This is a genomic window from Cryobacterium sp. M25 (assembly GCF_002929635.1).
GTDB lineage: Bacteria > Actinomycetota > Actinomycetes > Actinomycetales > Microbacteriaceae > Cryobacterium > Cryobacterium sandaracinum.
Window position 1 is genome coordinate 113,989 of the sequence record NZ_PJJU01000058.1, and the last position, 13,459, is coordinate 127,447.

The 13,459-nt window shown below is 65.4% G+C and carries 13 protein-coding genes; 2 read left to right on the forward strand and 11 right to left on the reverse strand.

Annotated elements, in window-relative coordinates:
• Positions 1–34 precede the first annotated feature (34 nt).
• Together CXY81_RS14900 and CXY81_RS14905 are read left to right on the forward strand one after the other, a co-directional pair.
• Positions 35–370: a DUF4913 domain-containing protein gene (locus tag CXY81_RS14900; RefSeq protein WP_158252079.1), complete on the forward strand. Its 336-nt coding sequence runs from the start codon at positions 35–37 to the stop codon at positions 368–370.
• A 293-nt stretch (positions 371–663) separates the two neighbouring features.
• Entirely contained in the window at positions 664–1,449 is a 786-nt protein-coding gene (locus CXY81_RS14905; RefSeq protein ID WP_104169283.1) for a glucosamine-6-phosphate deaminase, read from the forward strand.
• 6 nt (positions 1,450–1,455) lie between these two features.
• Here the strand turns inward: CXY81_RS14905 and CXY81_RS14910 are convergent, their stop codons facing one another.
• From CXY81_RS14910 to CXY81_RS14960, 11 genes are all read right to left on the reverse strand, one after another.
• A complete protein-coding gene (locus CXY81_RS14910) occupies positions 1,456–2,346 on the reverse strand; it encodes a MurR/RpiR family transcriptional regulator (protein ID WP_104169284.1) in 891 nt (296 codons plus the stop codon).
• Positions 2,336–3,310: an N-acetylmuramic acid 6-phosphate etherase gene (murQ, locus tag CXY81_RS14915; protein ID WP_369828402.1), complete on the reverse strand. Its 975-nt coding sequence runs from the start codon at positions 3,308–3,310 to the stop codon at positions 2,336–2,338. Before murQ ends, CXY81_RS14910 begins: the two co-directional genes overlap by 11 nt.
• Entirely contained in the window at positions 3,303–4,226 is a 924-nt protein-coding gene (locus CXY81_RS14920) for an N-acetylglucosamine kinase (RefSeq protein ID WP_104169286.1), read from the reverse strand. The genes murQ and CXY81_RS14920 overlap by 8 nt, the downstream gene beginning before the upstream one ends.
• Positions 4,223–5,494: an anhydro-N-acetylmuramic acid kinase gene (locus tag CXY81_RS14925; protein WP_104169287.1), complete on the reverse strand. Its 1,272-nt coding sequence runs from the start codon at positions 5,492–5,494 to the stop codon at positions 4,223–4,225. The genes CXY81_RS14920 and CXY81_RS14925 overlap by 4 nt, the downstream gene beginning before the upstream one ends.
• Positions 5,491–7,005, reverse strand: a complete 1,515-nt coding sequence (locus CXY81_RS14930) for a glycoside hydrolase family 3 N-terminal domain-containing protein (RefSeq protein ID WP_104169288.1) — start codon at positions 7,003–7,005, stop codon at positions 5,491–5,493. The genes CXY81_RS14925 and CXY81_RS14930 overlap by 4 nt, the downstream gene beginning before the upstream one ends.
• Positions 7,002–7,832, reverse strand: coding sequence for a carbohydrate ABC transporter permease (locus tag CXY81_RS14935; protein ID WP_104169289.1), 831 nt, complete (start codon positions 7,830–7,832; stop codon positions 7,002–7,004). Before CXY81_RS14935 ends, CXY81_RS14930 begins: the two co-directional genes overlap by 4 nt.
• The gene (locus CXY81_RS14940; protein WP_104169290.1) at positions 7,829–8,809 is read right to left on the reverse strand and encodes a carbohydrate ABC transporter permease; all 981 of its coding nucleotides are present in this window, start codon (positions 8,807–8,809) and stop codon (positions 7,829–7,831) included. The genes CXY81_RS14935 and CXY81_RS14940 overlap by 4 nt, the downstream gene beginning before the upstream one ends.
• Positions 8,810–8,814: 5 nt before the next feature.
• Positions 8,815–10,101: a sugar ABC transporter substrate-binding protein gene (locus CXY81_RS14945; RefSeq protein WP_104169291.1), complete on the reverse strand. Its 1,287-nt coding sequence runs from the start codon at positions 10,099–10,101 to the stop codon at positions 8,815–8,817.
• A gap of 185 nt (positions 10,102–10,286) precedes the next feature.
• Positions 10,287–11,459 carry an N-acetylglucosamine-6-phosphate deacetylase gene (gene nagA, locus CXY81_RS14950; RefSeq protein ID WP_104195319.1) on the reverse strand — a complete coding sequence of 391 codons (1,173 nt, stop codon included), beginning with the start codon at positions 11,457–11,459 and terminating at the stop codon, positions 10,287–10,289.
• Positions 11,456–12,244 carry a DeoR/GlpR family DNA-binding transcription regulator gene (locus tag CXY81_RS14955; RefSeq protein WP_104169296.1) on the reverse strand — a complete coding sequence of 263 codons (789 nt, stop codon included), beginning with the start codon at positions 12,242–12,244 and terminating at the stop codon, positions 11,456–11,458. The genes nagA and CXY81_RS14955 overlap by 4 nt, the downstream gene beginning before the upstream one ends.
• Positions 12,245–12,272: 28 nt before the next feature.
• On the reverse strand, positions 12,273–13,268 hold the full coding sequence (locus tag CXY81_RS14960) for an ROK family protein (RefSeq protein WP_104195320.1): 996 nt from the start codon (positions 13,266–13,268) through the stop codon (positions 12,273–12,275).
• Positions 13,269–13,459: the final 191 nt, after the last annotated feature.

A 13,459-nucleotide genomic window follows, 5' to 3' on the forward strand; every position in this document is an offset into this window, starting at 1 on the left:
CAGGAGTGAGGACAACGACGAGGTCGATATTCGGGTGAGCAATGATGTCATTGGAGTCGCCGGCACATGGCCACAACCCAGCAGTTCGCCGTGGTGCAACCAATGGTGGCTCCATCCCGAAGTCGTCGCCCGATTCAAAGCCCTCTGGCAGGCCAGCATGCAAGCCGACGCCAGCGTCATGGACGGCGACGCCGGCACCGTATCCTCCTGGTGGATCAACCACTGGGACCGCCACGCCGCGGTGATCTTCGACAAAGGCAACGGGCCCTTCCGCGACTGCGACCCCGACCAAGGACACCTTCACCGGCGCAAGGACACAACCGCCCGGATCGTGCCGACGTCGATACCGCCTGACGACGTGGAACTGTAGGGGACGCACACCGCGGGAACGGACGGCCAGTTTCTCCCGCCGCACAAGCCCCTGGATTCTCGGGCATCCGATCCCCGCCGTAGGGGCGCTCATGGCCGAGCTATTCGGCGTCCCTGAGCAGGCCAAGTCGTCCATGCCGCCCGAGAACGTGGAGCTGCAAAAAGTGCAGAGATGTCCAAACGCAAGCTGCGCCTGGTTCGAGCCCTCTTCCACGCGGTAGATCTTGATGATTGAAACTGATTGAAACTGATACTCTAAAGTCATAATCAATCACGTTGAAGGGAGGATATTCAGTGGCCGAAATCATTGTTGTTGAGAACGAGGATGCTGGGGGCAGGCTCGTCGCGGCGGCGATCCGTGCGCTGATCGAGGCTAGGCCCGACGCAGTGCTCGGTCTGGCGACCGGGTCAACACCGCTGCCCGTCTACCGCTCGCTCGCCAGCTCGCTTGCCGCGAATCCGCTCGATGTGTCGCAGGTGCGGGGCTTCTCCCTGGATGAGTACGTCGGCCTGCCCGACGGGCACCCTGAAAGTTACCGCGTCGTCATCGCCCGTGACGTCGTGACGCCCCTCGGGCTCACGCCAGGCAACATCCGTATGCCCAGCGGGGATCCGACCACGCTCTCTACCGCGGGCGCGGACTACGAGCGGGCGATCATCGACGCCGGCGGGGTGGACCTGCAAATCTTGGGAATCGGCCGCACGGGTCACATTGGCTTCAATGAGCCGGGTTCTTCATTCGCGTCGCTCACTCGAGTGAAGACGCTCACGCCGCAGACGCGGGCCGACAACGCCCGCTTCTTCAACTCGCCCGATGATGTGCCGGTGCACTGCATCACCCAGGGGCTCGGTACGATCCAGCGCGCGCGCCACCTTGTGCTGCTCGCTTTCGGGGATGTCAAGGCCGCTGCCATTGCCGCCGCCGTAGAGGGTCCGGTCACATCTAGTCAACCGGGATCGGCCATCCAGCTGCACCCACACGTCACGGTAGTTGTCGACGAGGCCGCAGCGAGCAAGCTCACCAACCTCGATTACTTCCGCTACGCCTGGGCGAATAAGCCAGCCTGGCAGGGGATCTGAGGACGGCTAGTCGGTCGCGGTGCGGCCGTCGCCCGGCTGCATCCGATGACCCTGGACGGCTTCATAAGTGAGTCGAAGTGACTCCGTCATGTCGTCGTACATTGACTGAGCGATGCGCACGAAGAGAATGTCGACCAGGGCCAGCTGAGCGATGCGGCTTGACATGGCACCGGCACGGTAACGGTTTTCCCTCGCCTGGGTGGTGAGTACGAAGTCGCAGTTTTCGACCAATGGCGAATCGGGAAAATTGGTGATTCCCACGGCCGTCGCGCCGGCGGCGCGCGCGATCTTCAGCGCATTGCTCGTCTCGACGGTGAGGCCGGAATGCGAGATAGCGATGGCGACCCCGCCGGGCCGCTGAAGAGCCGCGGATGCCCAGGCTAGGTGCATGTCGGAGAAGGACGTGGCGGAGAGCCCGATTCGGTACAGCTTCTGCTGCAGGTCCTGCGCGGCCAGGCCGCTTGAGCCGAAGCCGTACACGTCGATGCGAGTCGATGCCACGATGGAAGTCACTACTCGGTCGAGTGTCACGAGGTCGAGTGCCTTCGCCGTTTCCTCGATCGCCAGCACCTCCTGGTAGGCGATCTTGGCAACGACGTCTTCTGCACTGTCGGTGCGGTTAATTTCCCCGTCAGCGACGTGGAACCGGGCGCGCTGCGCCTGCGCCCAGCCTGCCGCCGCTGCCACTTCGATGCGAAACTCCCGGTATCCCGAGTAGCCCAATTTTTGACAGAATCGCGCGACCGTGCCTGGCGACGTCGCGCAGATAGTCGCGACCTCCGTGATGGTGCGGCCGAGGATGGTGGGATCGTCAATGACGGCCCGGGCAACCCGTGAATCGGTGGTGCTGAGGTCGGGCAATGCCTGCCGCAACTTCAGGAGGGCATTAGCAGCCATGCACAGTCCTTCCGCGGGTTGGCGCGGCGCTCATAGCTTCGCGAAGAAATCCATGGTGGGCGGTCAGGACCTTGATTGCGGTGGTTGGTTCGAGGTCAGTCAGCAGCACCAAAATAGCCGCTTTCACGGACCCATCGACAGCGTTGAGTGCTCGGGCGGCATCGACCGCATCTGCTTGTGTCGCCAGCATAACGGTCCTCTCGGCGCGGGCCCGTAGCTTCTCATTGGTGGCCTTCATGTCCACCATGAGGTTGCGGTAAGTCTTGCCCAGCCGCACCATCGTGATCGTGCTCAGCATGTTGAGCACCATTTTCTGCGCGGTGCCAGCCTTGAGCCTGGTTGATCCGGTGAGGATCTCGGGACCGACCACAACGTCGATGGCAACATCGCCAGCTTGGCCGAGATCCGATTCCGAATTGCAGGAGATCCCAGCTGTGAACGCGCCGACCGACGATGCGTACTCGATGGCGCCGAGAACATAGGGTGTGCGGCCGGACGCGGAAATGCCGATCACAGCGTCCAATGCTGAAACACCCAGCATGCGCAGGTCGGATGCCCCAGCGATGTCGTCGTCTTCCGCGTTCTCGACCGCGGCTTGAATCGCGCCCGGGCCGCCGGCAATAACCCCGAGCACCTGTTCGGGGCTGGTCCCGAACGTGGGGGGCGCCTCGCTGGCATCGAGGATACCCATCCGCCCTGCGGTCCCTGCACCGACGTAAATCAGGCGTCCCCCGGCGCTCATCCGGCCGACGATGCCGTCGATCGCGGCCGCGATGGCGGGGCTCGCGGCAGCTACAGCAGCGGCCACGGCGGCGTCCTCCTCGTTCATCGCGCGCACGAGTTCGGCGGTCGAGAGCAGGTCGAGATCCGGATGCCGGTCACTGACCTGTTCCGTTGAGAGCGTAGCGAGCGAGTCGCGCAGGTCGGCGTGGTCGGGCTGATTTCGGAGGTGCGGCTTAGCCACGGGTGATTCTCGTCTCATGGGGTAGTACACGGGAGTGGGCGATGAGTGCGGCGCCGGCGAGGGCATCTCCGAGGGGGGAGACAAGCGAGAGAGAGACCTTGCTTAATGTGGCGTCGAGGACGGCACGGAAGTAGGGGTGGGACACGAGACCGCCGGTGATACAGACGCGACCGCTGTCGTCGCGGGCCGCGACGCAGGCGAGCGCGAGAAGGGTGCAGGCCTCCGCGATGATCGCCACTGCCACGCCGTCGCCAAGGGTCGCTCGGGTGATCACGATGGGGGCGAACGTGCCGAGAGTTCGCGCGGGAGTGCCGGTGGCCGAGACCCAACCTGGCAGAGCGGCGAGGCCACCGGCAAGGTCGGTCGCATCGGCTCGGAGAGCTGTCTCCAGACCGCGGCCATCACCGGCACGGAGGGCCGCCTGCAGCCCCTGCTGACCGATCCAGCGGCCACTGCCGTCATCGCCCAGCCACGGTCCAAGCCCGTCAATCTGTCGAATCAACCCGGTGTGGTCGACCGCGAAGACGACGGCGCCCGTGCCTGCGATGAGGACTGTGCCGGGGCCGCCGGCGAATGCGCCAACGTGTGCCGCGAGACCGTCACTGATGAGAGCGGTGGGCACATCGAAATCGGCCCGCAGCCGTTGCAGGAGCCCGCGCCCGGCATCTGGTGCTGCCAGGGCGCCTGCGGCGCCAATGCCGATGCCGTCGAGGCTCGGGAGGAGCCGCTGGAGGTCCGGATCAAGACCCGACACCGACCCGAGGATGGCGTGGCGCGCGAGGTCAGTGCCATGCTCGTCGGCCAGGCCGGGTGACCCCTCGCCGGTGGCCTCGCCGAGCACCGCGTCGCCGCGGCTGAGCCGAACCCGGCAGGACGTCTTGCCGAGGTCTACGGCCAGCACGGTCAGTGCACTCATCGCTCTGACCTCCCCACAGTCCCCGGCGTGCTGTCTTCCCGCGGCAGGACGCGGAGGCCGCGGATGCCGTCCAGCGGCGTCGGCATGCGCACAGGCCCTGGACCGTAGACGAGTTGCCCTGCCAAACGGGCCCGGCCCGGCGCGGTCGCCGGCAGGTCGCAGGGAACGCCATGCCAGCTCAGGAATCCCAGCAGGGCGAACATGAGCGACTCCTTGAAATCAGGGTCGATGCCACATTCAGCCGAGGAAACCAGGGCGATCCCGTCCCCGGCGAGTTCAGCTCCAAGCTCGGACATCAGCGACGGATTGCGGACTCCGCCGCCCGAGGCGATCAGGCGTACTGGCAGATCGGCCCCGCCGGCACGCAGGGCGGCACCGATCGAGCGGGCGGTTAGCCGGGTGAGCGTGGCCACGAGGTCCTCAAGTTCCAGTGGAGGCCCACCCTTGACCACGTCCAGAGCCGAGTCCACGAAGGGAAGCCCGAATGTCTCACGGCCCGTCGACTTGGGTGCCATCCGGCGCAGGTAGGGATGGTCGAGGAGAGCCGAGAGGAGCCGGTCGTCGACCTTCCCAGCCGCCGCGAGCCGGCCATCCGCATCGAAGCTGGCGGCGCCGTTTGTGCCGCGCGCGACTACGGCGTCGATCAGCACGTTGCCGGGACCGGTATCCCAGGCCATTACCGTTCCATCGGAGCCCACGACCGACAGATTCGCGATTCCGCCCAGGTTGACGGTCGCGGCCGGCCGGCCAGTGTCGGCGGCTGATGAGCCGAGCCAGGCCCGATCGAAGACGCCCATGAGCGGAGCACCCTCACCTCCTGCCGCGATGTCTGCCGCGCGGAGGTTGCACAGCACGGGCGCGGCGGTCGCCTCAGCGATCCAGGAGGCCTCACCGAGTTGGAGGGTTCCGCGGGCGTGGCCGTCGTCGACCCAGTGGAAGACGGTTTGTCCGTGCGAGACAACCAGCGCCACGGGGGTGCCGAGCTGCCGCATGGCGGCCAGGGAGGCCGCCGCGAATTCCTGACCGGTGAGGGTGTCCAGACGGCAGAGTTCCTCGGCGTCTACACGGGATCCATCTGCCAGGTCGAGCACGCGCGTCCGTAACTCTGGGGTCCAGGCTACGGTCCGGGTGAGCAGCGGGCGCATGGTGAGCCACGGAATAAGAGAATCATCGCCCGCAGCCGTGTTGTCGACATCGATGTCGATGTCCACGATGACAACGTCGATGCCATCGGCGGAAGTCCCCGATTGGAGCGACAGAATTCTCATGGTGTCTCGCCGTGCAGGATGCCAGTCACTGTGTCCGCGGTGATCTTCGATGACCCCAGAGCGTCGATGACAGCAAGTGGGAGGGTGTCGGGGGAAGGCACCCCCGCATTGATGACAACGGCATGGGGGCGCAGGTCGGCAATGCATCTCACGGCATCCCGCTGAGCGCCCGCGGAAGCGATCCGGTCCACGAGCACGACCACGCCGCTGTCACTCGGGATCGATAGTACTGTTTCGGCCAGCGCCGCCTGGTCGGCACCCGGCGCGAGGCGGTCAAGATTATGAGTTCGCGACAGGCTTGCCGCGAAAGTATCGGCCGTGGATGCGACGGCCAGGGTGGCCCGTGCCCTCAGATCGAGCAGCGTCAGCCGGTGCTGATCGAGCGTTGCGCCACCGCGCACCGTGATAGCCGAGCGCACCATGCGTCCAGCGTCGAAGAAATCTCGTTGGGCGCTGGGGGCTGGATTGTTCGCGGTGATCGGGGGATCGACGGGCAGGGCGAGCCTCGCGGCCGATTCCCCGGCCCGCTCAAGGGCCTCCGCGGTGAGCACACCCTCGTCGAGGGCCTCGAAAAGGGCATCCCGCACCTCGAGGTAGTCGGCTCGGTCCGTGGTGCGGCCGCCGTTAGGCCCGAGGTTGGAAGGGTTGCCGATGCAGAGCAGTTCGGCTCCGGCAACCAGTGCGAGCACGGCGCCCGGCCCGGCGCCGAACGAGGCTCGGATCGCCGCCATGTCGAGGGCATCCGTCACGATCGTGCCGGAGAAGCCGGTCTCGCGCAGCGCGGCGAGGATTCGTGGATTGAGCGTTGCGGGCAGGTCGCCATGGTCGGGCACCACGATGTGCGCCGTCATCACGGCACGAACCCCGGCGGCTACGGCCGCGTGGAAGGGCGGCAGATGGTCGCGCTCGATCTGAGTCCAGGACAAGTCGAGGCGGGGCAGGGCAAGGTGCGAGTCGGTGTGGGTGTCACCGTGGCCCGGGAAGTGCTTGACGCAGGCGGCGACCCCCGATTCCTGTAGTCCACAGATCATGGCGGCGACATGCCGTGCCACGAGGCGTGTGTCCCGGCCGAAGGCCCGCACGCCGATCACCGGGTTGGCCGGGTTCGTGTTCACGTCGGCGACCGGTGCGAGCACGACGTTTGCGCCCGCGGATGCCGCCCGTCGACCGATCATCCGGCCGACCTCTTGGGTGGAGTCAAGGTTGTCGAGGCAGCCCAGTTGGGCGTGCCCTGGCAGAAGGGATCCCCGCACCGCGTCGAGCCGCGACACGTTGCCGCCCTCCTCATCGATTCCAATCAGCACGTCGGGCCGGGTGTTCCGCAACTCGGCGGAGAGTCGCGCCGGCTGCTCGGCATCGCTCTCATCGATGTTGTGACCGAAGTAGACCACCCCGGCGAGACCGTGGTCGAGTGCCCGGGCGAGCCAGTCGGGGGTGCGGAGGCCAGTGAAGCCAGGCCAGAGAACACCGTTTACGAGCCGGTGCAGGGTGGGGTCGGTCGCCGCGGTCATCCCTTGACCGCCCCCGCCACGAGGCCGCCGCTGAGCTTGCCCTGTACGAGGATGAAGAAGATCATCACCGGGATCGTAATAATGGTGGAAGCAGCCATGACTGGCCCCCAGTCGTTGGAGTGTATGCCAAAGAATTGTTTGAGGCCGATGGCCACGGTGTAGTTCTCCGCTGCGCCGCCGAGCAGGGTCATCGCAAAGATGAACTCGTTCCAGGCGACGATGAACGAGAAGACGCTTGTCGCCACGAGGCCGGGTGCCACGAGGGGCAGCATGATCGAGCGGAACATTCGTCCCCAGCTGGCGCCGTCTATGTACGCGGCCTCTTCGAGCTCGATCGGGACGGCGGCGACGAAGCCGCGCAGCATCCAGATCGCGAAAGGTAGCGAGAAGGCCAGGTAAACCACGACGAGCCCGACCAGCGAGTTGAGCATCTGCAGGTCTCGAACTTGCACGAACAGGGGGATGATGAGGGCCTCGAGCGGCACCATCTGCACGGTGAGCACCATGATCAGGATGCCGGTGCGGAACTTGAAGCGGAAGCGAGCGACCGCGACCGAGGCCAGCAGCGCTACGATCCCCGAGATGGTCACCGTGAAGAAAGCGACGATCGCCGAATTGCGGAGGAAGGTGCCGAACCCGCCCTCGGTGAGCACGAACTCGTAGTTGTCGAGAGTGAACTCCTGAGGCAGAAGGGACTGACCCCCGCTGGACGCCTGCGCGTCGAAGGAGCTGGAGATCATCCAGTACGCGGGGAAGAGAGTGAAGACTAGGAGCAGGACTACGAGCACGGCCTTGCCTAGACTCCGGCTGAGCGAGTTGTGCCTCATACCTTTTCCTCCTTGAACAGGGTGCGCACATAAATGGCAGTAATAATCAGGAGCAGCACCGTAAGGAGCACGGCTATGGCCGCTCCGAAGCCGTAGCGGTTCTGCCCGAACGACTCCACGTACGACCAGACGCCGAGGTTGAGTACCTCCCGGTTTGACCCTGACCCTCCAGGCATGAGGTAGATCTGGGCGAATACCTTGAAGTCCCAGATGGTCGAGAGGATGACCACGACCGAGAAGACGGGCTTGATGGTTGGGTACACGATCTGGAAGAAGCGTCGCACCGGGCCCGCACCGTCCATTTCGGCGGCCTCAAGCATCTCCTTGGGAACGCCGAGTAGGCCCGCGAGTACCGTGATTGCGACGAACGGGAAGCCGTGGTGCACAATGTTCAACGCCACGATCCCGTAAAAGGTCACCGGGTTGGTGAACCAGTTGAAGGACTCATCCATCAGGCCGAGGCCCTTGAGGGTCTCGTTGACCAGTCCCTGGTCTGCGTCGAAGATCCAGATCCAGACGTAGGTGCCGGTCACGGCAGGCATCGCCCAGGCAACCATCACGGCACTGCCGACGATGGTGCGCCACAGCGGGCTGAGCGAAGCCATCAGCAGGGCGACCAGCGTTCCGAAGATGACAGTCGAGGAAACGGCCACGAGGGCGAAGCCGATCGTGTTTGGCAGCACGACGCTCCACAGAGAAGCGTCACCGAAGATCTCGGCGTAGTTGTCCAGGCCGATGAAGTTGCTCTCGCCGCTGACGATTTCACGCAGGCCGTAGTCCTGCAGGGAGAAAAGGAACACCCGCGCGAGCGGCCAGAGCAGAAGCCCAGCCAACAGTATGAGTGCCGGGGCGAGGAGCAGCCACGGCCGGGCCTGGGTCATGGTGATGAGGCGCCGACGTTTCGGCGGACGGCCGCCCGTGGGCGAGGGAGCAATACGTCCCTCGTCCACGGGCGGCTGGTTGAGTACGACGGTCATTGTGTCTACTTGCCGTTCATGATTTCATCCATCTCCGCGGCTGCGTCCTTCGTAGCCTCATCGACCGTCTTCTGGCCGGAAAGAATCGCCTGGATCATCGCGTTAGTGGTTTTCTTAGCCTGTACCGCACCGTACTTGGGTGTGACGGGCACGGATGCGCCGCCGTCGACCATCTGCTCTGCGAAGGGCCTCACCAGCGGGTCATCCGACTTCATGGTCTTCTTCAGCAGTGATTCGAGGCCGGGGAAGTACCCGGTCTGGTCGGCCCAGTCCTGTGCGAACTGGCCGGTACTCATCATCTCGACGAAGGCCCAGGCGAGGTCTTCGTTCTTGGCTGTGTTAAAGACGCTGAGGTGGGAGCCACCGAGGACCGAGGGGCTGATGCCGCTGTCCTTGCCGGGGATCGGGATGGCACCCAGTTTGCCCTCGAGCTCGGGCGCCTTTTCAAGGAGCGTCGCTGGGGTCCAGGAGCCGGAAATGGCCATTGCTACTTTGCCCTGAGCGAAGTTGTCGAGCACGTCGGTTTCTTTCCATGTGGTCGCGCCGGCGGTGGAGAAGCCGTGCTTGGTGGCCAGGTCCGTGTAGAACTGGATTCCCTCGCGGGCCTGGTCGCCGGCAAGTCCGGACGCCCATTTCTCGCCCTTTTGAACCGAAACGTCGCCGCCCGCGCCCCATACCCAGGGGTAGGTGAGCATCTCGGCGTCGCCGGGAACAGGGAAGGGGATCAGGTCGGGGCGCTCAGCCTGGATGACTGTGGCCACGTCGACGAGTTCCTGCCAGGTCGTGGGCGGCGTCAGGCCGAGCTCCTCAAACACGTCTGTGCGGAAGATGATCGAGCGCACCCCCGCGTACCAGGGCATGCCGTAGAGATCGCCGTCGTAGGTGCCCGATTCGACCAAGCCCTTGACGAGGTCGTCCTCGAGTCCGGCTTCCTTGACCTTTTCGCCGATCGGGGCGAGTGCCCCTGCATCGGCGAACTCGGCCGTCCAGGTGTTTCCGGTCTCGGCGACATCCGGAGTCGTATTTCCGGCGATGGCAGTGACGAAGCGGTCGTGGGCGTCGGCCCACTGCACGAACTCGACGTTGAGCTTCGCGCCCGTCTCTTCCGTGAACTCCTGGCCGACGGTATTGAAAAACGCCTCTGAACCCGGGTTGGTGCCCTGCATGATCCAGACGTTGAGCGTTTCGCCCTTGGCATCGGTCGCGGCGCCGGCCGTGGACCCGCCGGAGCAAGCGGATAGGGCCAGTGCTACAACGGCGGCCATGGCGATGGAAAGATAGCGCTTCTGCATGCGGTCTCCTCATTGAAACGTGATTGCGGGACTGATTGGCCCGACTGCTCTGAAAATAAGTATCCATCTAGCAACAAAAGAACGCAAATTATTTTCGGACGGCATTGTGCTGACGGTCCGACTACACCTGTCCAGCGCGGTGAGATCGCACCAACGGAGACGAGGGCATCGCCACTGGCTGTGCGTTAGACCAGTACGTGCCGGCCGGCGGCAAAAACCGCGTCTACGTTTAACTCATCGTCCAGCAGCACTGCGTCGGCGGCGTAGCCGACCGCGAGCAGGCCTAGGTCACGGCTGCGCCCGACGGCCCGTGCGGGGGTCTCGGTGAGCGCGGTGACCGCCTCTTCGATCGGGATACCCACTTCGGTGACCGCCCGTCGCAAAGCCGCGTCGAGGGTGAGCGTGGAGCCGGCGATGGCGCCGTCTCCCTTTCCGTTGGCGAGGCGGGCCACGCCGTCGGTGACAGTCACAGCGAGCGTCCCGAGCAGGTAATCGCCATTATCGGAGCCGGCCGCGGCCATGGCATCGGTGATCAGTGCGATCCGGCCGGGCGCGCTGGCGAAGGCCAGACGCACCACCTCCGGGTGCACGTGCACCCCGTCATTGATGATCTCCAACATCACGTCAGGTGAGCGGGTGGCTGCCGCGACCGGACCAGGAGCACGATGGTGGATCCCGCGCATACCGTTGAACGCATGCGTCAGGATTGACGCGCCAGCCTCGAACGCGGTCAGGGCGGTGGCGTAGTCGGCGGAGCTGTGCCCCACGGCCACGGCGACTCCGGCATCGACGAGGGTGCGGATGGCCTCCCGTGCACCCGGCAGCTCGGGCGCGAGCGTCATCTGGCGAAGATGGCCACGCCCTACGGCGAGGAGCCGGTCGATGGACTCGGCGTCAGGGGTTCGCAGCAGCGCCGGATCGTGCGCACCGCGGTAGGTGTCGTCGAGGAAGGGGCCTTCAAGGTGCGCGCCGAGCACGAGCGGGTTCGTTTCAGCCGCATCCGCGGCGACAGCAAGCCGGGACTCGAGGTCGGTCTGGCTGGCGGTGACGAGGGAGAGCACGATGCGGGTGGTTCCGTGGCGGTGGTGAACGGCGAGGGCCGTGCGGATGGCATCAGCTCCCTCGTCGAAGGCGAACCCGCCACCTCCGTGACAATGGATGTCGATGAAGCCGGGTGTGAGCAGGCGGCCGGCGGCATCCGTCACGTCGTCCGTCCTGGCGCCCAGCGCCTGCCAGCCGGTGCCCGATCCGACGTCCGACACCGCGTCACCCGCGAACGCCACCCAGCCGTCCGGGGTAGTGCGCCCGCCGGAGACCAGGCGAGCGGAGTGGATGATATGGGTGGGTGCGCTGGTCACGATGCGACGATCACCTCAACGTCATGGTCGGTGAATGCGGCCAGCTGCTCCGGCGAGATGCCCGAGTCCGTGATGAGCGCGCTGAAGCGATGCAACTCGCCCAAGCTGGCGAACGCGATGCGGCCGATCTTGCTGGAGTCGGCCACGATCACAGCCCGGGTGGCGCGCTCAGCCATCAAGGAATTGACGGCGGCCTCGCCTTCGTCGTTCACGGTCGGGCCGACAACCGGATCGATGCCATTCACGCCGATGAACGCGATGTCCATGCGCACCTGCCGCAGCACGGCGTCGCTGTACGCACCGACCAGCTCGTAGGAGCGCGAATGCACGACTCCGCCGGTCACGACAGTCTTGATCTGTGGGCGCATCGCCAGCTGGGCGGCAATGTTGAGCGCGTTGGTCACGACCGTCAGTGTGGCATGCGGCGACGCCTCCATGATGTCGGCCCTGGCACCCAGCACACCGGCGATCGCAGTGCTGGTTGTGCCTCCGCAAAGCCCGACGACGGCGCCGCGAGACACCAGGGCGCTTGCGGCGCGTGCGATCAGGAGCTTCTGCGGCGCGTTCTGCTCGCGCTTGTAGCGCAGCGGCAGATCGTACGCAACGGATTGTCCGATCGCGCCGCCGCGCGTGCGGGTGAGCAGTTGCTGGGAGGCGAGAGTGTCGAGGTCGCGGCGGGCGGTCGCCGCTGAAACGCCGAGCTTTGTGATGATGTCGTCGACCTCCAGTTGGCCGGATTCGGCGAGAAGGTCGAGCACCGCGGCAAGTCGTTCGGAACGGTTCAGAGGCATGTGGTTCCTATCATCGGCGTCGTCACAGCGTTGGCATCGTTGGTGGTGTCGCCCCGCGTTCCGCGGCAGCTCGCGCACGCAGCGCCGCACCGAGGAGCCCGGCGTTCTCACCAATCCGGGCGGGCAGCAGCAGCGGTCGACGGTGGAAGCTGAGCAGCGCATCGACACGTTCCCGCAGGGGCACGAACAGGGCGTCTCCGGCTTGAGACAGCCCGCCGCCGATGACCACGGCTTCGGGGGCAAGCACCGAGGCGAGCTGCTCGATGACAAGGGCCAGGGCGTCGAGGGCATCGTTCCAGACCCGTCGGGCCTCAAGGTCGCCGGTCTGGGCAAGGGCAAGCACCTGCTTCGCGCTGGCCGGCATCGGCTCGGCAGGCCGGCCGCCGGCCAGACAGTAGCGGCGCAAAATAGCCCCGGCTGACGCCACGGTTTCCAAGCATCCCACGGCACCGCAAGCACACACCTCACCGCACGGGTCAATGATCGAATGACCGATCTCCCCAGCGAAACCGCCAGCGATGTGAGCGCGGCCACCCAGGATGATCGATGCCGCGATACCGGTGCCGATAACCATGACGACGGCGTCACGGAACGGACGGGCCGCACCGAGCCGATGCTCCGCCTCGCCGGCGGCGCGCACGTCGTGTGAGAACGAGGCCGGAAGGTTCAGGCGTACCTCAGTGAGCTTCTTGAACGGCACGTTGTCCCAGTGCAGGTTCGCCGAATGAATGCCGATTCCTTGCTCGTCGTCGACGATGCCAGGGGCGATCAGGCCGACGGCCGTGGGATGCACATCGGGGAAGTCACGGGCGAATCCAGCAGCGAGGTGCTCAACCAGGTCGAGCACAGCGTCAGCCGTGTCGGTTCCCCGAAGCGGGGTGGCTGTTCGGCTGAGCCCGAGCATCCGCCCGGCAGGGTCGAACAGTGCCGCCTTTGTGTCTGTGCCCCCGATATCACAGGCAAGAACAGCGGCGCCGGCACCGAGTGGCGCCTCATGCCGCGTCGAATCCCCAGGCATGACATGCCTCCTTGTCGGTTGCTACGGCAACGCAAAATGATCGATTTTGATCGAAAGCACTACCACTCGATCACTTTAGCTCGTCAGCATCGCCCGTAACGATCTGCCCTAAGCTCTCGACTCTGCGCATCCCGGACGCACCGTTCGAGGTCACCGAGGAACTCGAGGTATCCATCGGGAAGAGCAACATC